The organism is Frondihabitans sp. 4ASC-45, assembly GCF_049472575.1.
Classification (GTDB): Bacteria; Actinomycetota; Actinomycetes; order Actinomycetales; family Microbacteriaceae; genus Frondihabitans.
This window is the reverse complement of record NZ_JBCEBN010000008.1, coordinates 149,562-171,767: the sequence shown is the minus strand read 5'-3', so window position 1 is coordinate 171,767 and position 22,206 is coordinate 149,562. Positions and strand designations below refer to the sequence as shown.

The window sequence follows — 22,206 nt, the reverse complement described above, 5'->3', positions numbered from 1 at the left end:
CTTGTCCGTGGGCGAAATCGAGGTGTCAGCGGGGCGTGATGGTCAAGCCGTTGTCCGACCCGATCGTGACCAGATACTCCACCTGGAACGGCACGTCACGGCTGATCGGCACATCGCTGCCGTCGTACAGCGACTGCGTATCGACCTCGAGGTGGGCGCGGCCGGTCGCGCGAGTCACGAGCCAGACCCCCGGCGTCGCTGTCGCCCGGAGCGCCACGGGCGGGTAGGTCGTCATGCTCCATCGAGGATCCGACGTGAGCCGATCGTCGACCTCCTCCCCGAATGGGCAGCCCGCCGGGAGTAGCACCCGCTGCGGAAGGCACGTGGTCTTCAGGTACTTGGTCACATCGACTTTGACTTTGCTGAGGAAGCTCGCCTTCGGCACCACCGACACGGTCGCTCGCGCGACAGTGCCCGGGCTTGCCGCCACGACGGTCGTCGTCTTCGCGGTGAGGTAGGTGCTGTCGTGCGTCAGCTCGAACACGGCGGGAGCCAGCACCGTGTAGCGGGTGGCCAGATCGGCGCTCGCAGCACGGATGTCGACACCGTTGGCCTCGAAGCGCGGGTCGTGCAGCGGAGTGACCTCGACGGAGGCGGTCGGCGCCGTGGTGAACTTCCAGCCCGAGAAGAGGCCGGCGATCGTGCCGTCGCGTTCGACCGCGAAGGTGGCCCGGCGGATCTCGCTCTGGCTGTTCTTGCTGTCCTGGCCGTCGTTGCTGTCTTTGCCGTCTTGTCCGCCCTCGTCGCGGCCTAGCCGGAACTCCGCCGCCACCCGGTGCACCCCGCCGGACACGACGTCGCGGGTCGTGTGGAAATCGCGGACTCGGCCCTCCTCGGGCACCGCGAGCAGATCGTCTTCGGCGCCCGGCTGGATCCCGGCGAGATGGAGAGCGCTGTTCGTGTCGCCGCGATCGAGGGCACCGAGGTAGCCCCGCACGAAGCCGGAGGCGCTGTAGACGGTCGCGTTGAGGATGACGACCGTTGCGATGAAAGCCACGACGACGAGAGCGAGAAGGCCGCCCCAGATGAGGAGGGCGCGCTTCGTCGTCCCCCCAGGCGCCAGCATGTCCACATCCTAACTTCGCGCGACCGTGCCCCTCGTGGGCGCCGGGTAGATTGGAGGTGTGAACGAAAGGGGAGACGCGTGAGTCCAGCCCCCGAGCTGTCGGCCGAGCAGGCCGCGGTCTACGACGCGATCGAGAACACCCGCGAGCACATCTTCGTGACGGGCCGGGCCGGCACCGGCAAATCGACGTTGCTCAACCACCTGTCGTGGAACACCTCCAAGCAGATCGTCATCTGCGCCCCGACCGGCGTCGCGGCGCTCAACGTCGGCGGCCAGACGATCCACTCGCTGTTCCGACTGCCGATCGGCCTCATCGCCGACCACGACATCGAGCAGAACGCCGAGCTGCGCAAACTGCTCAACACCATCGACACCCTCGTGATCGACGAAGTCTCGATGGTCAACGCCGACCTCCTCGACGCCATCGACCGGTCGCTCCGCCAGGCCCGTCAGCGACGTAACGAGGCCTTCGGCGGCGTGCAGGTGGTGCTCTTCGGCGACCCGTACCAGCTCGCGCCGGTGCCCGGCGACCCCGAAGAGCGTGCCTACTTCCGAGATCACTACCGCTCGATGTGGTTCTTCGACGCGCACGTCTGGGACGACGCGTCGCTGCGCATCCTCGAGCTCGCGTTCATCCACCGACAGAGCGACGCCGGATTCAAAGAAATGTTGAACGCCGTGCGTCACGGCCGTGTCACTGCCGAGATCGCCGGCGCACTCAACCAGGCCGGTGCCCGAGAGCTGCCCACCGACGGCGGTGCCATCACCCTCGCCACGCGCAACGACACTGTCGCGCGCATCAACAAGCTCGAGCTCTCGCGCCTCCCCGGCACCATCAAGACCGCCAAGGCCGACGTCACCGGCGACTTCGGCGGTCGCACGTTCCCGGCCGACGACGCCCTCGAACTCAAGCCCGGGGCGCAGGTCATGTTCCTCCGCAACGACTCCGAGCAACGCTGGGTCAACGGGTCGGTGGGCGTCGTCACCCGCATCCGCGACACCGTGTTCGTCGAGCTCGACGGCGAAGAGGTCGAGGTGCAGCCCGCGGTCTGGGAGAAGTACAAGTACAGCTACTCGGCCACGACGAAAGAGCTCAAGAAAGACATCGTCGCCGAGTTCCAGCAGTTTCCGTTGCGCCTGGCCTGGGCCGTGACGATCCACAAGTCGCAGGGCAAGACCTACGACCGAGCGATCGTCGACCTCGGGTCGCGCGTCTTCAGCGCCGGGCAGACCTACGTCGCGCTCAGCCGCATCACCTCGCTCGACGGCCTCTACCTGTCGCGGCCCCTTCGGCCGGCCGACATCATCGTCGACCTCGACGTGCGGCGGTTCATGTCGCAGGCGACGAGGGTGCCGGCGATCCAGGCGGAGACGATAGCGAAGTCGTAGCGGCGCGGGGGTGGCCGGATCCTTGAGGTTTGGTTTCGTGTGGTCTGGCCCGGTCTGCTCCAGCGGCGTGCGGCGCGGTGCCGTGCGGTGCTTGCAGGCCGGGGCTTCAGGCGGCGCGGACAGCCCGACCGTCGAGCTCGGCGAAGAGACTCTCGGTCAGGTCGTGAGCGGTCTGCGCCTCGTCGATGACGAGCTGCTGCTCGTTGGCCGACCATCCGACATTGTCGAGCTGGCGGCGGTAGGTCGACTTGAACTCCTTCGGCTTGGCGATGTCGGCGAAGACGTAGAAGCCGATGCCGTTCGTGTCGAAGCCGAACTGTCGCTGCATGATCGAGCGGATGATCGCGCAGCCCGACAGATCGCCGAGATAACGGGTGTAGTGGTGGGCGACGAAACCGCCGGTGCTCACCGCCGCAACCCGCTCGATTCGGTCGACGTACCGGAGAGTCGTCGGCATGGGCGCGATCTCGCTCTGCCAGCCCTCACCGAGCAGAAAGCGAAGGTCTTCGCGGATCGCCGGCAACCGGGTCAGCGCCGGCGACATGAACATCGCCGCGACCGGATCGGAACGCCTGGCCTCCGCCGCGCGCTCGAGGGCGCCGTAGACGAAGAAGTTCTGAGCGACCATCGCGATGTAGTCATCGCGGGTACGGCGGCCGGTGAGCAGATCGGACATGAAGCGCTCGGAGGCCCCGGGGCCGGACGCTCCCACCCCGGACACGGGGCGCGTGCCACGATCGCGCAGCGCCTGGGAGAACGGGATGGTCGACATGGGCCCTCCTCGGTCGGGGTTAGGTGACCCTAACCTTAGCCCGAGCGGGCGTGCGGCACCAGACCTCCGAGCCGAGCGTTTCAGGCCTTTGCGACGGCGGCGGACGGGGCCCGCAGAATCACCTTGTCGGCACCAAGACCCGCGGCGAGAAGGGCGAGGCCGACGACCAGGTGGAGCAGGATCGTCGGGGTGTTCAGGGCGAAGATGTTGGCACCCGTGTGAGCGATGCCGAAGCCGACCAACGCGAAGACGACCAGGCCGAGGCCGAACAGGATGTTGAAGACCTTTGCCGGACGGACCCCGCCGAGACCCGCGAGGAGAAGGATTGCCCCGAGGAGCACGTGGATCAGGCTGAGGAAGCCGTTCGCGGCGAAGAGGCCGATCAGAACGCCGCCCTCCGCCGTAGCGAACGGGTACGGCGTCGCCAGGAAGAATCCGAACAGCCCGACCAGCAGGAGGACGATACCGAAGATCGTGCTGAGCAGGCGGTTGGGCGAGTGGATCATTGGTCCTCCAGAAAGCGGTGTGGGGAAAGCCTACTTGGCGGGGTCGGCGTCAGGCGACGCCTCGGGTCGGCGTCAGGCGACGCCTTGGGTCGGCGTGCCACGGCGCCTCGGGCCGGCGTCAAGCGACGCCCTCGCCGCGCGGGGTCTTGGCCCACTCACGGCGACGGGTTGTCATGTAGCCGACCATGACGGATCCTGCGATTGCCAGTAAGGCCGGCACCAGAATCGCCTGGCCCTGACCGGTGAACTCGACGACCAGAACAAGAGCGGTCAGAGGAGCGCGCATCGACCCGGCCAGGAAGGCGGCTGCCGCGACGAAGGCGAAAGCCGAGATGCTCGAACCCGGCCAGAGCAGCAGCCAGAAGCCACCCAGCCCGGCGCCGAGACCCGCGCCGAGAGCCAGCGACGGCGTGAGAGTGCCGCCGGCCGCGCCCGCGCCGATCGTGCTGATGGTCGAGATGAACTTGAGCGCGACGACCAGCAGGATCAGCAGCAGCGGAGCCGTGCCGGTGAAGCCCAGCTGGCCGAGAGCCCGACCGTTACCGAGGATCTCGGGGAACCAGATCGAGAGCACGCCGACCAGGGTGAAGATGACGGGCATGACGATGAGGATCAGCCAGTTCTTCGGGCGGATGGCTCCGGCCCACTTCGCCAGGACGACGAAACCCAGGGCGGCGAATCCCACCACCGGGCCCGCGATGATCGACCAGACGATGAGGCTCGGGCTGAGCTCGAGAGGCGGAACGGTATAGAGCGGCGCCGGACTCGTGACCAGGCGAGCGACCAGCGCCGCGATGGCCGACGTCGCGATCGCGGGGAGGACGGTCGCGATGCTGAGCTCGGCGAGGAGGATCTCGACGGCGAAGACGGCCCCGCCCAATGGCACGTCGTAGACCGCGGCGAGTCCCGCGCCCGCGCCGCACGCCACCAGGATCTTCGCTTCGCGGGCCGTCACGCCCGTCTTGCGCGTGATCCACTGCGCCACCAGGGCGGCGAGCTCGCGCGGCGCCACCTCGCGACCGATGCTCGCACCCAATCCGACGATGACGATCTGCAGGGCGATGTTGCCGAGGCTCGACCACAGGGGCATCCGCTTGCCCTGCACGGCGTCTTCGACGCTGACCACCTTCGTGCCCCACTTGCGGAGGGCCCACCAGCCGAAACCGCCGATCGTGCCCGCGAGGAAGAGCGCGAACACCTTGAGCTCGCTGCTGGGCGTGGGCAGTTCGTCGAGGAACGAGCCCTCGCCGAAGCCGTAGGTCACGTGCTCCAGTAGATGCAGCAGCCAGCTGACGACCATGCCGCTCAGGCCGCTGCCGATGCCGACAAGGACGGTGACGAGGGCCAGGCGGAGCAGCCAGCGCGAGGGGGAGGTCACCTGACGATGGTAGCGATGCGCGAGGGTGCGCTCCGCCGCGAGCGGCCGCGGCGGCTGGTGCCTGTGCCAGCACCCGCGCCGGCGCCCGCACCTGCACCCGCGCCCGCGCCCGCGCCGGCGCCTGCACCTGCACCTGCGCCCGGCGGGAATTCAGGCTTGGGGCGCCTCCGGCAAGGCCGGGCCCAGAGGCGCGGGCCTCTGCGAGGCGGCCGCGGCCCCGGGCCTGAATTGCCGACGCCGACGCGAGCACCACTCTCGCGGTGGTTCGAGGTCGCTGTCTCGACGGCGAGCAGCACGCGCTCCCATCCGTGGCGGACCATCCGGTAGCTGGCGCGGATGGCCGCCCGCCCCTCGATGATGATCTCGAGATCTTTGCAGCGATCCTTCTCGAACGAGTCCTGGTGGAACGCCCGGCCATCCAATTCGAGGCCGACGACGCCGTCGACCACGATGTCGATGGCCTTGTTCCGGTCGACGGGCACCTGGGTTTCGACGTCGTGGCCGGCTCGGCGAAACCTAGTCCGGCTGATGCTCTCGATGATGCTCTGGCACTTCTCGTCGACCCAGTCGACGATTCCCTGCACGTCTCGCGGGAGCCCCTCGACCAGCGCAGGAATCTCGCCCATGCCGAGTTGCTCGGTGTACAACGCCCAGTCGAGAACGGCGACTGCCTCCTCGAAGGGCAGCTCGAGAAGGGCCTCACGCAGGGCATCCCGCAGCCCCACGGAGTGATTGGTGCCTCGCTCGGCGACCTCGGGGGGATCCCACACGACCCGAACCCGACTCGCCCGACGCAGGCGACTCGCGTTCTTCGGCACCGACACCGTAATGCGGGGCTCCTGCCACAGCCAGGCGCCCCACGATTGAAGAGCGGATGCACCGGTCAGGCGACCACCGACCTGCACCGCGATGAATCTCGGGTCGTGAGGGGGCCAGGTCGAGTACCAGCCGCGCCTCGGCCGTCGCACCTCACCCTTACGGACGGCCCAGGTGAGATGCCGATCGTGAGCGCCCTTCTCGACGAGTTGACGTTTGTGCAGGAGGCCGCCGTGCAAGTGGACGAGCCCGGAGATGGAAGTCATGCATCCACGGTGTGGGAACGGCGTCCTTCTGTGCCGCGGTGACGTTGATCTGGGGAGAACGGCGTCGAGGAAGGGCCCTGGGGAGGCGAGGATGAGGCCGCCCCGACGCGGCCCCGGCTGGGTGGCCCGTTGGCAAGTCAGGCCATATGCGCGCCGCTGCGGAGGCGGGCCCAGACCTGCGGGGGTGTGAGAGCGGCACGCCGCATGTGGCCTGATTTGCCGACGACGGGGGTGAGGGCAAGGTCCCGCGGGGCTGACAACGGACGCGAGGCGCGAGGCGCCGCGGGGCGGTGGCGGGGGCGGTGTGTCGCGGGGCCGACGAGACGAGGGGCCGCGAGGGGCGAGGGGGCGTGGCAGGGCCAAGGCCCACGGCACGAGGTCCCCCGAAGTGCGGCTACCGGGCCCCCTCGCATAGTGCTGAGGTGAGCTCACCGACCTGCCCCCCCACACGATTCGGATCCCCATGCCACGCCTGATCGCCGCTCTCATCGCACTCGCGCTTCTCGCCGTGGCCGCTGCCACCCCGGCGAACGCAGCCACCAGCATCCAGACCGCGCCGAACACCGTCGTCTTCGCCGGAGGCCTCTACAACCAGGTCGACAGCGTGGCCGCGAAGCGTGCCGCCGAGCTCCGAGCGGCGGGCAACTCGGCCGACGCCGCATCGGCCGCCTACATCGCCCGGCGTCCCGTCGCCATCTGGCTGGGCGACTGGTACACCGGCGACAAATTGGCCGCATACGTCCTTAAGAATGCACGGGCGGCCGATGCGGCAGGCAAGACGGCCGTCTTCGTCACCTACGCGATTCCGGGGCGCGACTGCGGCGGCTACTCCGCCGGAGGCCTCTCACCGAGCGCCTACGCCGATTGGAACACCACCATCGCCACGACTCTGAAGGGCCACCACGCCGTCGTGCTGATCGAGCCCGATTCGCTCGGGCACGCCACGACGTGTGCCACGGTCGGCGAGGAGCGCTTCGCCCAGCTCAAGTCGGCGGCGGAGCAGTTCGCGGCGAACGGCGTGCCGGCGTACCTCGACGGCGGCAACTCGCGGTGGCTGGCTCCGAGCGTCATGGCGGGCCTGCTGACCAAGGCCGGAATTGCCTCCGCGCGCGGCTTCTACACGAACGTCGCCAACTACGTCGATGTCACGAGCGAGCGCGCCTACGCCGACCAGATCAGCGCGCTAACGGGCGATTCGCACTACGTCATCGACGTGTCGCGCAACGGCCGAGGCTACAGGGGCACGTGGTGCAACGCGCCGGGTGCGGGTCTCGGTCAGGACCCGCACGTGACCGCCGGATCCTCGAGTCTTGATGCTCTTCTCTGGGTCAAGACCCCAGGATCCAGCGACGGCACCTGCAACGGAGGCCCCGCGGCCGGCCAGTGGTTCGCGTCGTACGCCACCGCGTTGGTGACGCTCAAGAAGTAGGCGGTAGCGTGCGGCCATGGTCCGTATCGATCCTGTGAGCGAGGCCGTGCTCCTGTTGGGTGCGGGCCGCGCGATTCTGCTGCAGCTGGCGCGACCCGATGTCGGGCACGGTGTCGCTCGGCACAGCGACTTCGCGCGCAATCCGATGGGGCGGCTGCACGGCACGCTCATGTATGTGTATGCGGTGATGGCGGGTACTGAGGCCGACCGCGAGGCGGCCGCCGCGGTCGTCAGCCGTATGCACACGCCGGTGAAGGGGACGGATGAGGGTGTGGAGTACGACGCGCGCGATCCGGAGGCGCAGTTGTGGGTTGCGGCGACGCTGTACGACACGGCGATGCGGGTGCATGCGCGTGTGCTGGGGCATCTGCCCGAGGCGGAGGCCGATCGCCTCTACGAGCGCTATGCGGCGCTCGGCACCGCGCTCGACGTACCGCCGGGTATGTGGCCGGAGAGTCGCGCGGCATTTCGGCGCTATTGGGACGACTCCTGCGCGCGGCTCGAGGTCGATGGCACGGTGCGCGAGCAGGCCGAGGCGCTCTGGCGGGCCAGCGAGGCGCCGTGGTGGGTGCGGCGGGTGATGCCGCTGGTGCGATTCGTGACCGCGGGTCTTCTGCCGCCGAGGGTGCGGGCCGAGTTCGAGTTGCCGTGGTCGGTCCGGCGTGAGCGCCGCGCCGACCTGCTCTTGCGTGGTGTGGGGGTGGTGTATCCGAGGGTGCCGAGCGTGGTGCGGACCTGGCCTCAGCGGTACTACCTCGGCCGGCTGCGGGGGATCGTCGCTGCGGCGCAGGAGTCGCCGGGGGCTTAGGGGAGGGCATGCCGGGCTGGCGCCCGGGGCCCGGGGCCCTGTGCCTGGCGCCCGGCGCCGTGCGCGCCGCTCGAGCGCTCGGTCGCGTCGGCAAATCAGGCCATAGCCGCGCCGGGTGGGCGGGCGGCTGGACGGGGCGCGGCGTGATCCCGGCCGGGACGCCTATAGCCTGAATTGCCGAACCGGCGGAGCGGAGCAGACCCGAGCGGCCCAGAGCGGAGCAATCCCGAGCGGAGCGAGGCAGCCCGAGCGGCCCGGAGCAGGGCGGGCGAACATTAGCTGCGCGAGCGGCCGCAGCAGCCGGAGCAGCCAGCCAGCAGCCCGGTCAGCCCACCTCGGCGAAGAGCCGCCGCAACTCGCCCGCGGCCTCGGGCCCCACCCGCGCCAGCCGCTGCACCTCGGCGTTCAGCGGCGCTGTACGCCCGTGCAGCCGCGCGAGCAGCGCGATTTCGCCGTTCAGGTAGTCGGTCTCGATGGATCCGCCGCGCTGGACGGACTGCCACGATGAGCCGCCGAGCTCCTCGGGTGCGCCCGGCACCGGCCGGATGTCGAAGGCGTTGCCGCGCCGCTCGGCTTCTGCGGCGTCCGACGGCCACGAGATGCCGAGCGAGTGGTAGAGCTCGACGGCCTCGGCTTCGAGGGCGCCGTGGATGGCGCCGGCCGACGGATCGGACGGACCGAGAATCGCCTGGACGGCGTTGCCGAGGTTCGACAGGAGCTTGCGGTGCTTCCAGCGCATGACCTCGTCGTCGATGAAGACGCGGAAGCCGGCCGCCTCCCAGTCGGTCTCGAGGGTCGCCAGCAGGTCGAGGTCGGCGTCGGATGCCACTGCGCCGAACCGCCCGATGATGAAGGTGCCGCTCGACGGCGCGATGCGGACCAGCACCTCTCCCGGCACGAGGTGCACGCCCGGCAGCCACACGCACACCCCGAAGACGCGATCGAAGTAGCGGGAGGCGATGCGTTCGCCTTCGAGTCCGTTGAGGGCGACCAGCAGCGGCAGTGACGAGCCGGCGGTTCCGGCCACTGCGTCGCCCGAGTAGACGGGCCGATCGACCCAGTCGCGCAGTGCCTCGTCGAGCGACTGCGTCTTGGTTGCGACCACGAGCACGTCGTCGGCCTCCAGGCGCACCTCATCGGGCGAGGCCGCCACCGGCACTCGCACGACGATGTCGCTCTCGGGCGAGCGGATCCGCAACCCGTCGGCCGCGATGAGCGCGCCGTGCTCCCCTCTCGCGATGAGCAGGGGCTCGTGGGGCGACCCGTGCTGCGCAAGCCGCGCGCCGAGGACTCCGCCGATGGCACCCGCACCGATGATCACGTATCGCATACCCCCACGAAACCACCCGCGCCTGAGCCCGGCGAGAAACGGCCGCTACGAGTGGACGATCAGCCAGGTGGCGACAGCGTCGTCCGTGCCGGTGTTGCCCATCCGGTGGGGCAGCGCGCACGGGAACGTGATCGAGTCGCCCGCGCGCAGCACCACCCGCTCGTCGGGGAAGTCGATCGTGAGCTCGCCGGCCGTGACCGTGCCGACTTCGTAGCCCTCGTGCGTGATGAGCGTGTCGAGGTCGGTCGCGCCCCCCCCCGCCGGGTACGTGGACTCGAAGAAGTCGACGCCCGTGGTGGTCGCGGGCGACAGCCGACGGAACACCACGCCGGTGCCGAGCGTCACCGGTTTCGAGGCGCCCGAGCGGGCGAGCACATACCCCGAAGGATCCGACGGCGCAGCCCCGGCCTCAGGCTCCCCGGTTGGGTCGAACACGTCTGCCAGCGGTCGGCCGAGAACCTGCACGATAGCGAGCAGCCGGCTCACGGACGGTCGTCTGACGCCGCGTTCGATCTGCGAGACGGCGCTCGCCGAGATGTCGAGGGCGTCGGCGAGCTCCCGGAGGGTCAGCCCTGCACCCTTTCGCAGCACCCGGAGCCGTGCGCCGAGGGCCTCGGCATCGAGCTGGCCGACGGACGACATCTCGTCGGTCATGCTCCCCCTTGGGTCGAGAGGGTGTGAAGCAGTTGCTGTCACACGCTTGTTACAAAGGTGAAACGAGGGCGAAAAAGTGAAGCAATAGGTTCATTTTCGAAGGAGCATGAACGCCTGCCGGTGCCGAGCATCGGCATCACCAGCACGTCTCTTCCGCCCTCGAAGGGTACCAGCCGCACAGGAGGTTGCTTTGGCAACGAACGTCGTTCCACCCACCACGTCCGCCGATCCGCGCGAGCAGGCGAACGCGCAGGCAAACCACCAGCCGGGCACGCAGGCAAGCCAGCAGCCGGGCCAGCAGCCCCCGCTCACCGGCCCCCACGACGTCGTTGAAGCCGCCGGCCACCCGGCAGGCAGCGGCCTCGTCAAGCCCGAGTACGACCCCCGCCTCACCAACGAAGACCTGGCTCCCCTCCGCAAGCAGACCTGGGGCGGCTACAACTTCTTCGCCTTCTGGATGTCGGACGTCCACTCGGTCGGCGGATACGTCACGGCCGGAAGCCTGTTCGCCCTCGGTATCGCGAGCTGGCAGGTGCTGATCTCGCTGGTCGTCGGGATCCTCATCGTCATGGTCTTCACGAACCTCGTGGCGAAGCCGAGTCAGAAGACCGGCGTGCCGTTCCCGGTGATCAACCGTGCGGTGTTCGGCGTGCTCGGGGCGAACATCCCCGCCATCATCCGCGGGCTGATCGCAATGGCCTGGTATGGCGTGCAGACGTTCCTCGCCGCGCAGTCGCTGAACATCATCTTCTTGAAGTTCATCCCCTCGTCGGCGGCCCTCCTCGACCATTCGTTCCTCGGGCTGAACGCTCTCGGCTGGATCTCGTACGCGATCCTCTGGGTCGCCCAGGCGGCGCTGTTCTGGCGCGGAATGGAGACGATCCGCAAGTTCATCGACTTCGCCGGGCCCGCCGTCTACGTGATCATGATCGCGCTGGCGATCTACCTCGTGGCGAAGGCCGGCTGGGGCAACATCAGCCTGAACCTGTCGGTCGGCGAGCCCTTGTCTCTCAGCGCGGCGATCCCGGTGATGATCTCGGCCGTGGCGATCGTGGTCAGCTACTTCTCGGGCCCGATGCTCAACTTCGGCGACTTCTCGCGCTACGGCAAGAGCTTCACAGCGGTCAAGCGCGGCAACTTCCTGGGGCTCCCGGTCAACTTCCTGTTCTTCTCGATCCTTACGGTGCTCTGCGCGTCGGCGACCGTGCCGGTCTTCGGCCGGCTCATCACCGACCCGATCGAGACGGTGCAGGCGATCGGCGCCCCGTTCGCGATCCTCCTCGGTGGGCTCACGTTCGTCACCGCGACGGTCGGCATCAACATCGTCGCGAACTTCATCTCGCCGGCGTTCGACTTCTCGAACGTGGCGCCACGCAAGATCTCGTGGCGCATGGGCGGCATGATCGCGGCCGTCGGCTCCGTGCTCCTCACGCCGTGGAACTGGTACGGCAACCCCCAGGCCATCCAGTACACGCTCGGTGTGCTCGGCGCTCTCATCGGCCCGCTGTTCGGCCTCCTCATTGCCGGTTACTACCTCGTCGGCAAGCAGCGCGTGGCGGTCGACGACCTCTTCTCGATGGAGCCAACCGGCCGGTACTGGTTCAAGCGCGGCTTCAACCCCAACGCCGTCTGGACCATGGTCATCGCCGGAGGCATCTCGGTCGCCGCGGCGCTCGTGCCGACCATCGTCAAGGATCTCGGCGGCCCCGACTTCACTTGGCTCGGAAACTACGGCTGGTTCATCGGCTGCGCTCTCGGCCTCGCCCTGTTCTGGCTCTTCGAGACGCTCTCGCCCCGGATGCCCGAGCTCTCGGCCACCGACGAGACCGTCAACGACGGCACGCTGGAGGAGGCCATCTGATGCTGATTCGCGTCGTCAACCCCAACACCACCGCGAGCATGACCGAGTCGATCGGCCGGTGCGCTCGCGAGGTGGCCGGCCCCTCCACCCTGGTCGAGGCGGTGAATCCGAGCATGGGCCCCGCGTCGATCGAGAGCCACTACGAGGAGTCGCTCGCCGTGCCGGGCCTGCTCGAGCAGGTGCGCGAGGGGGAGGCTGGCGGCGTGGATGCCTTCGTCGTCGCGTGCTTCGGCGACCCGGGCCTGGACGCGGCGCGCGAGATCGCGTCGGGCCCCGTGCTCGGCATCGCCGAGGCCGCGATACACGCCGCGGCGATGATAGGGCGCACGTTCGGCATCGTCACGACCCTCGGTCGCACCACCGGCCGCGCCCACGAACTCGTGCAACGCTACGGGTTCGCCGACGTGTGCGTCGCCGTCCGCGCGTGCGAGATCCCGGTGCTCGAGCTCGACGATCCCGCCTCCGACGCGTACGGGAAGGTCGTCGCCGAGTGCCGCGAGGTGCTGGCGCTCGGGGCCGACGCCGTCGTGCTCGGCTGCGCCGGAATGGCCGACCTCTGCCACCGTCTCTCCGACGAGATCGGCGCTCCGGTGGTCGACGGGGTCTCGGCCGCGACCGTCTTCGCCGAGTCGCTGGTGCGCCTCAGGCTCGCGACCGGCAAGCGCGGCGAGTACGCCACGCCGCCGCTCAAGCCGATGGCGGGTTTGCTGGCCGAATTCGAGCTCGGGGCGCGGGTGTAGCAGGCGCCGCGGGCTAGCGACGACAGAAGCGCAGGATCCGGCGGCTCGCAGTGGGGGCCGCCGGATCCTGCGCTCTTAGGGTCTTCGAGAACCCGCCGCCTACGGGCTGATCGCCAGGAAGACGAACGCCGCCAGGATGATCAGGTGGATGATTCCCTGCAGCCGGGTCGACCGGCCTGGGGCGACGGTGAGCACGCTCACGAGCAGAGTCAGGGCTAGCAGCACCAGCTGGACCGGGCCGAGGCCGAGCACGAGCGGGCCGTCGAGCCAGATGCTCGCGACGGCGATCGCCGGGATCGTGAGGCCGATGCTCGCGATCGCCGAGCCGTAGCCGAGGTTCAGGCTCGTCTGGAGGCGGTTGCCGAGGGCGGCGCGCGAGGCGGCGATGCCCTCGGGCAGCAGCACGATGAACGCGATCACGACACCGACGAAGGTGCTGGGGATTCCGGCGGCGGCGAGGCCCGACTCGATGTTCGGCTGCACAGCATGGCCCAGCTGGACGACGGAGAGCAGCGACACGACCAGGAGCACGAGGCTGATGATCGTGGCCCGGTTCGTCGGGGGGTCGGCGTGGTCGCCCGAGTCGGTGGAATCGAGGCGGGCGTCGGACGGTGGCTTGATCGGCAGGAAGAAGTCGCGGTGACGGCCCGTCTGCGTCGACACGAACGCGAGCCACAGGGCCAGGGCAATGACGGCGACGAACGCCAGCTGCACGCCGGTGAACCGGCCGCCCGAGGCTCCGGTGGTGAAAGCGGGCAGCACGAGGGCCGCGCCGGCGAGAGTCGCCACGACGCTGAGCGCCGCGCCGGTGCCCTCGCGGTTGAACCGCGGCAGACCGTGCTTCAGTGAGCCGAGGAAGAGCGAGAGGCCCACGATGCCGTTGCAGGTGATCATCACGGCGGCGAAGGCGGTGTCGCGAGCGAGGGTCTCGGTGCCGCTGCCGCCCGCGAGCATCAGCGTGATGATGAGGCCGACCTCGATCACGGTCACGGCGACAGCGAGCACAATCGAGCCCAGCGGTTCGCCGACGCGGTGGGCGACGACCTCGGCGTGGTGCACAGCCGAGAGCACGGCGCCGATCAGGATCGCGCCGACGAGAATCGCCACCCCCGTCGACAGATAGCGGTGGTACGTCGCGACGACAGCGATCAGTGCGAGTACGGGCATCGCGATGGGTGCGTACGTGCGGAGCTTGGCGGCCATGGAACTCCCCTCCAGGTCGGGCTCTCAGCTTACTGAGGGTCGGCTGGGAGGACCCGGGCGGCCGGGGTGGTCTACCGTGTCGACAAACTGCGGGCAGATCGCTCGGAGCAACGCTCGGGAGGGCATCATGGCGGGATTCGACGACATCGCGAAGAAGGCGCAGCAGTTCTTGAACAACGACAAGGTCAAGGGCGCGCTCACGAACGAGAAGGCCGAAGGGGTCAGCGACAAGCTGCTCGACGCCGTGGCAGGGGCGGCCGACAAGGCCACCGGCGGCAAGCACACCGACAAGATCCAGAAGGCGCGTGACGAGGCCGACAAGAAGGTCGGCGACCAGTAGGGCTCTCTGTGGCCGCGCGGCGGGGCGGGCCGCGCGACCGCGTCCGCAACCCGGGCCGCGCAGCCGTGTCGGCAACCCGGGTCACGCTGCCCTGTCGGCAACCCGGGCCGCGCGCGGGTGTCGGCAATTCAGGCCATAAGCAGCCCGCCGAGGCGGAGCCCTGCGGCCTCGGGGCGCTCCACGGCGGTGTGCGGCTATGGCCTGAATTGCCGAACCGAACGAGCGCCCCACCTCCGCCGTAGGCTGAACCCGTGAGCACAGAAGCCGTCGAGTCGCCCCCGCGCGAGCCCGGCGTCTTCAGTAGGCAGTACCTCCTGGCCACCCTCGGCATGTGCGCCCTGATCGGTATCGCGGCCTTTGAGGCCCTTGCCGTCACCACCGTGATGCCGACCGTCAGCCGCGAGCTGAACGGCGAGAGCCTTTACTCCCTCGCCTTCGCGGCGCCGCTTGCGACGAGCCTCGTCGGCATGGTCGTCGCCGGCAACTGGGCCGATCGCTCGGGCCCACGCCGGGTCGTGATCACGTCCACGCTGCTCTTCGGCGCCGGCCTGCTGGTCGTGGGGCTCGCGCCGACCATGCTCGTCCTGCTGCTGGGTCGCCTCGTGCAGGGGCTCGGCTCCGGCGCGGTGATCGTCGGCTTGTACGTGCTCGTGTCGCGCGTCTTTCCGGAGCGCCTGCACGCGTCGGTGTTCGCGGGGTTCGCTGCGGCGTGGGTGATTCCGGGGCTGGTCGGCCCGGTGATCGCGGGCACTCTCACCGAGACGGTGGGCTGGCACTGGGTGTTCCTCGGGGCGTTGCTGGCCTCGGTGCCCGCATTCTGCATGGTGGTGCCGACCCTGAAGGGAGTGGTGGGGCCGGCGGGGGAGCCGGTGGCGTGGAGCGTCTCCCGGATCCTGTGGTCCGTTGCCGCGGCGGTCGCCGTCGTCGGCCTCAACCTCTTGTCGGAGGTGCCGCCCGTGGTGGCCGGCCTCGTGACGATCGCCGCGGTCGTGGTGCTCGCCGTGGCGCTGCGGCCGCTGCTGCCGAAGGGCACGCTCGGGGCCCGCGCCGGGGTGCCGACGCTCGTGCTGCTGCGGGGGCTGGCCGGTGCGGCGTTCCTCGGGGGCGACGTGTTCATCCCGTATCTGCTGAGCGCGCAGTACGGCTTCTCGCCGGCCGCGTCGGGCATCACGCTGACCCTCGGTGCCGTGAGCTGGGCGTTCGCGAGCTGGTTGGTCGGCAGGCTCGGCGAGCGGGTGTCGCAGCGGACGGGGATCCGCCTCGGCCTGGTGCTGATCGTCGCCGGAGTGCTTTCGGCGGTTGCAACACCCCTCTGGCATCTCACCCCGGCCGTGATCGTGGTGGGCTGGACGATCACCGGCTTCGGCATGGGCTTCGTCTATCCGCGCTTCTCGGTGCTGGTGCTGCGGTATTCGCACGACGACGAGCGGGGCTTCAACAGCAGCGCCCTCACGATCGCCGACTCGGCGGGGGCCGCGGTGGTGCTCGGCCTGAACGGCGCCGTGTTTGGGCTGCTCGGCGGGTCGAGTGAGCCGGCCGCGTTCGTGGCGTGCTTCGCGGTGGCAGCGGCCGTGGCGGTGCTGGGGCTCGCGGTCAGCGGGCGGGCCGTGCCTCGGCGAACCGCCTGAAATAGGGTGCCGATCCGGTCGACGTCGAGGTGGGTCGAGGTCGGTCACCCGTGAGGCGAGGCGTACGGCGCGACTGAGCCCCGACGTCGGCCCGAATTCCGACGTCTTGAGCTCAGCCGCGCCACGCGGCCCACTGCGAGATCCCGGGTGTCCCACCACCCGCGTTCTCTTGGTTTGATCCAACCAAAGTGAGCTCTCCCCCGCAGCCCCCAAGGCGGGTGTCGGTCATGAGGGGGACTCCCGGGGGACGCCGGCGTTCGACTCTCGGCCAGTTGCACCGAGGGGCCAAGGATCCGGCCGCCGCCGCTCGACCTCCCGCCGAGGTAGGGCTACCCCTACTCGAACCGGGCGGTCAGCCCCGTCGTGCGCTCGCGGGGGCGTCCGTAGCGTCGTCGGTGTCGTGAAAACCAACAGATCGGATCCGACGTGGACGCCCTCACCTCTCTTCTTCTCGCCGGAGCAGCCTCGCCGCTGATCCTGCTCGCCCTCTTCGTGCTGGTGGCCATCGACGGCTTCTTCCCGCCGGTTCCGAGCGAGACCCTGGTGGTTGCGCTGGCGTCGATCGGCTTCGCAACCGGTGCCCCGAACCCGTGGCTGGTGCTCCTCGCCGCGGCGGCCGGATCGTTCGTCGGCGACAACATCGCGTTCTGGCTCGGCCGGCGTCTCGGCATCGATCGGTTCGGGTTCACACGCCGGCCTCGTATGGCCCGGCTGCTGGCACGGGTGCGGGTCACTCTGCGGGAGCGTTCCGCGTCGACGATCCTCACCGCCCGGTTCGTGCCGATCGGGCGGGTGGCGGTCAACGTGCTGGCGGGGTCGAGTGGCTTCTCGCGGCGCCGGTTCATGGTGCTGAGCGCGATCTCGGGCGTCCTCTGGGCCGGGTACTCGATCGGCATCGGGATCCTCGCCGGTGCGTGGCTGCACGAGCAGCCCCTCCTCGGTGCGGCGGTCGCGGCCGTGGCGGCGCTGGGTATCGGCTTCGTGGTCGACGCTGTCTCGCGTCGCGTCGCACGGGCGACCGAGGCGCGTCGAGCTCGGCAGGTGCCGCGAGCGAGCGCCGTGCGACCAGCCCCGATCGCTCTCGAGCCCAGCCACGGCGGAACCCTGTGACCGCGGCCCTGGCCGACACCGGCACGGGCGCGGCCGCCGATGCCACCACGGCCCGCCCCGGCAGTGGCAAGCGCACAAGCAGCGGCGGCGGTAACCGCACCGCCACCCGCGAGAATGGCAGCGTGACCGACCCCCAGCGCCCCGCGGGCCCCCTCCGGCGATACCTCCGCCGGTGGCGCGACCTGCCGCGCGCCCTCGGCTACCTGCTGGTGTCGCTGCCCGTCGGCATCGTGAGCTTCGTGGTGCTGCTGACCGGGTTCGTGGCCGGGGTCTCGACGGCGATCATCTGGGTCGGGTTTCCGATTCTGGCCGCGACGCTCCTGCTCGCGCGGCGATTCGGATCCTTCGAGCTGCTCCGCCTGAGGCGGGCCGGCCGGCCTCCCATCGAGGCGCCCGACTGGCCGGTGCGACGGGCTCGCGGCTCGCTGTGGCGGCGCTTCGTCGACATCGTCGCGGATGCCCGCACCTGGGGCGCGTGGGTGCACGGCCTGCTCGTCGCGTTCGTGCTCGGGCTCGTGACGTGGATCGTCGCGGTCGTCTGGCTCGCCCTCTCGGTCGGCGGCGTGACGTACTGGTTCTGGGGTCGCTATCTGCCGGCCGAGCCCGGTGAGACGTGGGTGCATGTGACGGTGCTCCGGGTGATCCCAGGGTATCTGCCGGAGAGCACCCGGGAGGGGCTTCTCGCCGGCGAGAGCATCTTCTATGCGGCGATGGGCGGGATCCTACTCGTCGTTCTGCCGCTTCTCGTTCACGGTCTGGTGCGCATCCACGAGGGGGCGGCCCGGCTGCTGCTCGGCGAGAGCAGCTCGGCGGTGCTGCGGCGCGAAATTGCCGACAGCGAGGTGTCTCGGGTGTCGGCCCTCCTCGCCGAAGACGACGCTCTGCGCCGGCTCGAACGCGACATCCACGACGGGCCGCAGCAGAGCCTGTTGCGGGTGCAGTACGACCTGTCGAGTTCGCTGCGCGCCTTGAAGGACGACGACGAGACGGTGCGGCCGCTGCTCGAGGGGGCGCTCGCGCTCACCAAAGACACGCTGCAGGAGCTCCGTGACCTGTCGAGGGGGATGGCCCCGCCGCTGCTGCAGGATCGCGGCCTCGTCTCGGCGGTTCGCTCGCTCGCGTCGCGCAACCCGGTGCCGACCACGACGGCGCTCGACGTGCCGGACGACGAGGCGTCGGTGGGGCCGATCGAACGCAGCGTCTACTTCGTGGTGTCGGAGTTGCTCTCGAACGTGGCCAAGCACTCCGGGGCGACGGCGGCTTCGGTGGCCATTCGCACCGAGGTGACCGGCGCGCTGCTGCCCCGGCGCCGGCGCACGCTCGTCGTCGAGGTGATCGACAATGGTCGGGGCGGGGCGATCGAGACGCTCGGTCATGGGCTCAGCGGGCTGGCCGCGAGGCTGACCGGTCTCCGCGGATCGCTCGCCGTCGACAGCCCGGCGGGCGGCCCCACGCGCATCACCGCGGCCCTGCCGCTTGCCGGCTCGGCTCTTGCAGGCGCAGCTCCCGCCGGCTCGGCCCTTGCCGGCTCGGCTCCCGCCGGCTCAGCCCCGACCGGCTCGACCCCGCCCGCACCCCGCCCGCCCGTACGCTGATCGGATGAGCCCCTCCGCCGTCCGCGTCGTTCTCGCCGACGACTCCGTCCTGCTCCGCGAGGGCGTCGCGCGCCTCTTCCAGGAGGCCGGGTTCGACGTCGTCGGCACGTACGGCGACGCCGACTCGCTGATGGCGGGTCTCGACGAGGTGCGCCCCGATCTCGCCGTGCTCGACATCCGGATGCCGCCGACGTTCCGCGACGAGGGGGTGCGCGCCGGTGTCGCGATCAAGGCTTCGCATCCCGCGGTCGGCGTGCTGCTGCTGAGCCAGTACGCCGAGGCCGAGTACGCCGCCGACCTGCTCGACACCGGCGCCTCCGGTGTCGGCTATCTCTTGAAGGATCGCGTCTCGTCGCTCGACGAGCTGCAAGACGCCGTCGAACGCATCGTCGGCGGAGGCACCGTGATCGACGAGCAGATCGTCCGCGACCTGCTGGCACGCCGGCACGATCCGCTGTCGCGGCTCACTCCCCGCGAGATCGAGGTGCTCTCGCTCATGGCGGAGGGCCGCACCAATCAGGGCATCGCCACGGGTCTTCACCTCGCGGTCGCCTCGGTCGAGAAGCACACGACGGCGATCTTCCAGAAGCTCGGGCTCGACGATTCGGGCACTGCGCACCGGCGGGTTCTTGCCGTTCTCGCCTGGTTGCAGAAGACGAGCTAAGGCCGGGGGCCAAGGATCCGGCAGCCGCCGCTCGGCAGCCGGCCCGGAGGCGGTGCGCGCCTTCCCGCACCCCCGATGGCGTATCTTCATGTGCACACACCCCCGAACTTCGACCGTTCGCCGCTCGCCGCCACCTCGCGAAGGCCCGTCGAAGGTGGGGATCAGCCATGGGAGGCAGTGCGATGAGGCAGGAGAAGCTCGGGATCCGGTCCGTCGCCGAGGCCGCCGGGGTCTCTGTCACAACCGTGTCGCACGCTCTGAACGGCCGCGGCAAGGTGAGCGACAAGACGCGCATCCGGGTGCAGCGGATCGCCGCCGAGCTCGGCTACGCCCCGAACCGGATCGCGAGCGCGCTCCGATCGAGCCGCACGAATCTGATTGGCTTCGTCAGCGAGGAGATCGCGACGACGCCGTACGCCGGCCTGATCCTGGTCGGTGCCCAGGAGGCCGCCGCCGAGCTCGGCCTCATGCTGATGATCATCAATGTCAACCGCGACACGGTCGAAGACGCGCAGATCGATGCTCTTCTCGCCCAGCAGGTCGACGGGCTCATCTTCGCGTCGTCGTCGCACCGCATCGTGACTCTGCCGAAGCGGTTCGATCCGGCGCGGACGGTGCTGGTCGACGCCTACGACCCGGGCACGACCAGCCCGACCGTGGTGCCCGACGAGGTGGGGATCGGCGTGTTGGCGACGCGGCATCTGGTCGAAGCGGGGCACCGCAGGATCCTGCACCTCACCGTCGAGGAGGACGTCCCGGCTGTCGGTGGTCGGGAGGAGGGCTACCGGCAGGTGATGGAGGCCGAGGGGCTCGAGTGCGAGATCGTGCGCGTTCCCGGGCCGGCCGATGCCGCTGCGGGGGCGTTCGCGATCGCCCAGGCCAGGCGGGGCCCCGACCGGGCGACCGCCGTGTTCGCCTTCAATGACGAGATGGCGATGGGGGTCTACCAAGAGGTCGTGCTGGTACCGGGAATCACCATTCCCCACGACGTCTCGATCGTCGGCGTCGACGACCTCCGCATCGTCGCGGCCGCCCTGCGCCCCGGGCTCACGACGGTGGCTCTGCCGCACGCCGCGATGGGGCGTCGCGCCGTCGAGCTCTCGGTGCGTCAGTTCCAGCAGGATGCACCCCCGGAGGCCTCGGTCGAGCGTCTTCCCGGTCGTTTGGTGGAGCGCGGATCAGTGGCGGCTCCTGCTGTTACCTTTTCGTGACGTATCGGGACTGGTGAAAAGTGTGTTGGGGGCGTAGCGTCGCCGCCAGCGAAATCGTTTTGGTTCTGCACCACTTTCATTGACGAAAGGTCGAAGCAATGAGGCTTCAGAAGAAAATCCTGTCAGCGGTCGCCCTCTCGGCGGCGGCGGCTCTCGCTCTCAGCGGCTGCTCCGGCGGCGGCGGCAGCTCGGCCGGCAGCAACACGGTCACCATCTCGGGCGCCTTCACCGGTGCCCAGGCCACCGCCTTCCAGGCCGACCTGACCAAATGGGGCAAGACCCAGGGCATCACGGTCAAGTACAGCGGCAGCAACAGCTTCCAGACCGGCATCGTGACGCAGGTCAAGGGCGGACAGGCTCCCGACCTGGCGATCTTCCCGCAGCCCGGTGTGCTCAAGTCGCTCATCAGCAACAGCATGGTCCCCCTCGACGACCTCGTCGACGTCAAGAGCGTCACGGCCGACGAAGCACAGGGCCTCCCCGACATCGCGAAGGTCAACGGCAAGACCTACGGTCTGCCCTACTCGATCAACGTGAAGTCGCTGGTCTGGTACAACCCCTCCGCCTTCAAGAAGGCCGGCTACAAGGTGCCCACCACCGACGCCGAACTGCAGGCGCTGCAGGCCAAGATCATCTCGAGCGGCGCCGGCTACCCGTGGTGCGTCGGCATCGCGTCGCAGGGCTCCAACGGCTGGCCGATGACCGACTGGCTCGAAGAGTACGTGCTCCGCTACGGCGGACTGACCCAGTACAACGACTGGATCACGCACAAGGTGAAGTTCGACTCGCCGCTGGTCAAGAAGGCCGCGACCAAGGTCGAGTCGATGATCTTCGCCGACGGCGCGGTCAACGGCGGCGGCAAGGCCATGGCCTCGACCGACTTCGGCGCAGCGGGCAACAACCTGTTCGTCTCCGGCGGCAAGGGCAAGGGCCAGTGCTTCATGATGCGTCAGGGAACCTTCATCACCGGCTTCTTCCCGAAGGTCATCCAGGCCGAGATCGCCAAGGGTGACACCTCGAACGTCAACGCGTTCACGCTGCCCACCCCGTCTGACGCCGCCACCTCCGGAACCCTCGGCGGCGGCGACCTCGTGTCGGCTTTCAAGAACACGCCCCAGATCAAGAAGGTCGCCAATTACCTCGTCGGCAAGGAGTTCGGCACGAACGGCTACGCGAAAGACTGGTCGGCCTACCTCTCGGCGCACAACGACTTCCCGACCGCGTCGTACGACAGCCCCTTCCAGACCGTCGCCCAGAAGGCTGTCGCCGACTCCAAGGTCTTCGGCTTCGACGCGTCCGACCAGATGCCCGGTGCTGTCGGCGCCGGAACCGAATGGACGAATCTCACCCAGTGGACTGCCGGTCAGGAGAGCCTCGACGACGCTCTGAAGGCGATCGACGCCTCGTGGCCCGCCACTAGCTGATCCACCAGCGGACGGC

The 22,206-nt window shown here is 69.5% G+C and carries 20 protein-coding genes; 12 read left to right on the top strand and 8 right to left on the bottom strand.

Translation table 11 applies throughout. From position 1 onward, the window contains the following. Positions 1-25: 25 nt before the first annotated feature. A complete protein-coding gene (locus VH571_RS13430) occupies positions 26-1,066 on the bottom strand; it encodes a hypothetical protein (RefSeq protein WP_423265002.1) in 1,041 nt (346 codons plus the stop codon). Positions 1,067-1,144: 78 nt separating this feature from the next. On the opposite strand from VH571_RS13430, the gene VH571_RS13425 reads away from it, so the two are divergent. After that, a complete protein-coding gene (locus tag VH571_RS13425) occupies positions 1,145-2,455 on the top strand; it encodes an ATP-dependent DNA helicase (RefSeq protein WP_055961427.1) in 1,311 nt (436 codons plus the stop codon). A gap of 106 nt (positions 2,456-2,561) precedes the next feature. Here the strand turns inward: VH571_RS13425 and VH571_RS13420 are convergent, their stop codons facing one another. The 4 genes from VH571_RS13420 to VH571_RS13405 form a co-directional block, all read right to left on the bottom strand. After that, positions 2,562-3,227, bottom strand: coding sequence for a heme oxygenase (biliverdin-producing) (locus VH571_RS13420; protein ID WP_123940534.1), 666 nt, complete (start codon positions 3,225-3,227; stop codon positions 2,562-2,564). An 80-nt stretch (positions 3,228-3,307) separates the two neighbouring features. Further along, the gene (locus VH571_RS13415; RefSeq protein ID WP_423265001.1) at positions 3,308-3,733 is read right to left on the bottom strand and encodes a DUF4383 domain-containing protein; all 426 of its coding nucleotides are present in this window, start codon (positions 3,731-3,733) and stop codon (positions 3,308-3,310) included. A gap of 118 nt (positions 3,734-3,851) precedes the next feature. Further along, on the bottom strand, positions 3,852-5,111 hold the full coding sequence (locus VH571_RS13410) for a chloride channel protein (RefSeq protein WP_055961418.1): 1,260 nt from the start codon (positions 5,109-5,111) through the stop codon (positions 3,852-3,854). Continuing rightward, complete coding sequence (locus tag VH571_RS13405) at positions 5,108-6,193, bottom strand: hypothetical protein (protein ID WP_423265000.1); 1,086 nt, start codon at positions 6,191-6,193, stop codon at positions 5,108-5,110. Before VH571_RS13405 ends, VH571_RS13410 begins: the two co-directional genes overlap by 4 nt. Before the next feature lie 463 nt (positions 6,194-6,656). Between VH571_RS13405 and VH571_RS13400 the strand changes: the two genes are divergently transcribed. Both VH571_RS13400 and VH571_RS13395 read left to right on the top strand, forming a co-directional pair. Next, the gene (locus tag VH571_RS13400; RefSeq protein WP_423264999.1) at positions 6,657-7,622 is read left to right on the top strand and encodes a glycoside hydrolase family 6 protein; all 966 of its coding nucleotides are present in this window, start codon (positions 6,657-6,659) and stop codon (positions 7,620-7,622) included. A 16-nt stretch (positions 7,623-7,638) separates the two neighbouring features. Next, a complete protein-coding gene (locus VH571_RS13395) occupies positions 7,639-8,430 on the top strand; it encodes an oxygenase MpaB family protein (protein ID WP_423264998.1) in 792 nt (263 codons plus the stop codon). A 325-nt stretch (positions 8,431-8,755) separates the two neighbouring features. Here VH571_RS13395 and VH571_RS13390 read toward each other — a convergent pair whose 3' ends face one another. Beyond that, positions 8,756-9,760: a ketopantoate reductase family protein gene (locus tag VH571_RS13390; RefSeq protein ID WP_423264997.1), complete on the bottom strand. Its 1,005-nt coding sequence runs from the start codon at positions 9,758-9,760 to the stop codon at positions 8,756-8,758. 45 nt (positions 9,761-9,805) lie between these two features. Then, positions 9,806-10,414: a helix-turn-helix domain-containing protein gene (locus VH571_RS13385; RefSeq protein WP_423264996.1), complete on the bottom strand. Its 609-nt coding sequence runs from the start codon at positions 10,412-10,414 to the stop codon at positions 9,806-9,808. Positions 10,415-10,604: 190 nt separating this feature from the next. On the opposite strand from VH571_RS13385, the gene VH571_RS13380 reads away from it, so the two are divergent. Beyond that, positions 10,605-12,275 (top strand): NCS1 family nucleobase:cation symporter-1, encoded by a 1,671-nt coding sequence (locus VH571_RS13380; RefSeq protein ID WP_423264995.1) that lies wholly within the window; start codon positions 10,605-10,607, stop codon positions 12,273-12,275. Beyond that, on the top strand, positions 12,275-13,015 hold the full coding sequence (locus tag VH571_RS13375; protein WP_423264994.1) for an aspartate/glutamate racemase family protein: 741 nt from the start codon (positions 12,275-12,277) through the stop codon (positions 13,013-13,015). The genes VH571_RS13380 and VH571_RS13375 overlap by 1 nt, the downstream gene beginning before the upstream one ends. Positions 13,016-13,114: 99 nt before the next feature. Here VH571_RS13375 and VH571_RS13370 read toward each other — a convergent pair whose 3' ends face one another. Further along, a complete protein-coding gene (locus tag VH571_RS13370; protein WP_123940550.1) occupies positions 13,115-14,218 on the bottom strand; it encodes a calcium:proton antiporter in 1,104 nt (367 codons plus the stop codon). A 127-nt stretch (positions 14,219-14,345) separates the two neighbouring features. Here VH571_RS13370 and VH571_RS13365 point away from each other — a divergent pair, with 127 nt between their 5' ends. From VH571_RS13365 to VH571_RS13335, 7 genes are all read left to right on the top strand, one after another. After that, positions 14,346-14,558 (top strand): Rv0909 family putative TA system antitoxin, encoded by a 213-nt coding sequence (locus tag VH571_RS13365; RefSeq protein WP_123940552.1) that lies wholly within the window; start codon positions 14,346-14,348, stop codon positions 14,556-14,558. A 251-nt stretch (positions 14,559-14,809) separates the two neighbouring features. Beyond that, positions 14,810-16,186: an MFS transporter gene (locus tag VH571_RS13360; RefSeq protein WP_423264993.1), complete on the top strand. Its 1,377-nt coding sequence runs from the start codon at positions 14,810-14,812 to the stop codon at positions 16,184-16,186. A 426-nt stretch (positions 16,187-16,612) separates the two neighbouring features. Further along, a complete protein-coding gene (locus VH571_RS13355) occupies positions 16,613-17,296 on the top strand; it encodes a DedA family protein (RefSeq protein ID WP_423264992.1) in 684 nt (227 codons plus the stop codon). Next, entirely contained in the window at positions 17,293-18,891 is a 1,599-nt protein-coding gene (locus VH571_RS13350; RefSeq protein WP_423264991.1) for a sensor histidine kinase, read from the top strand. Before VH571_RS13355 ends, VH571_RS13350 begins: the two co-directional genes overlap by 4 nt. A gap of 4 nt (positions 18,892-18,895) precedes the next feature. Further along, positions 18,896-19,555: a response regulator gene (locus tag VH571_RS13345; protein WP_423264990.1), complete on the top strand. Its 660-nt coding sequence runs from the start codon at positions 18,896-18,898 to the stop codon at positions 19,553-19,555. A 182-nt stretch (positions 19,556-19,737) separates the two neighbouring features. Beyond that, positions 19,738-20,766 carry a LacI family DNA-binding transcriptional regulator gene (locus VH571_RS13340; protein WP_423264989.1) on the top strand — a complete coding sequence of 343 codons (1,029 nt, stop codon included), beginning with the start codon at positions 19,738-19,740 and terminating at the stop codon, positions 20,764-20,766. Positions 20,767-20,864: 98 nt separating this feature from the next. Further along, positions 20,865-22,190 (top strand): ABC transporter substrate-binding protein, encoded by a 1,326-nt coding sequence (locus VH571_RS13335; RefSeq protein ID WP_423264988.1) that lies wholly within the window; start codon positions 20,865-20,867, stop codon positions 22,188-22,190. Positions 22,191-22,206 lie beyond the last annotated feature (16 nt).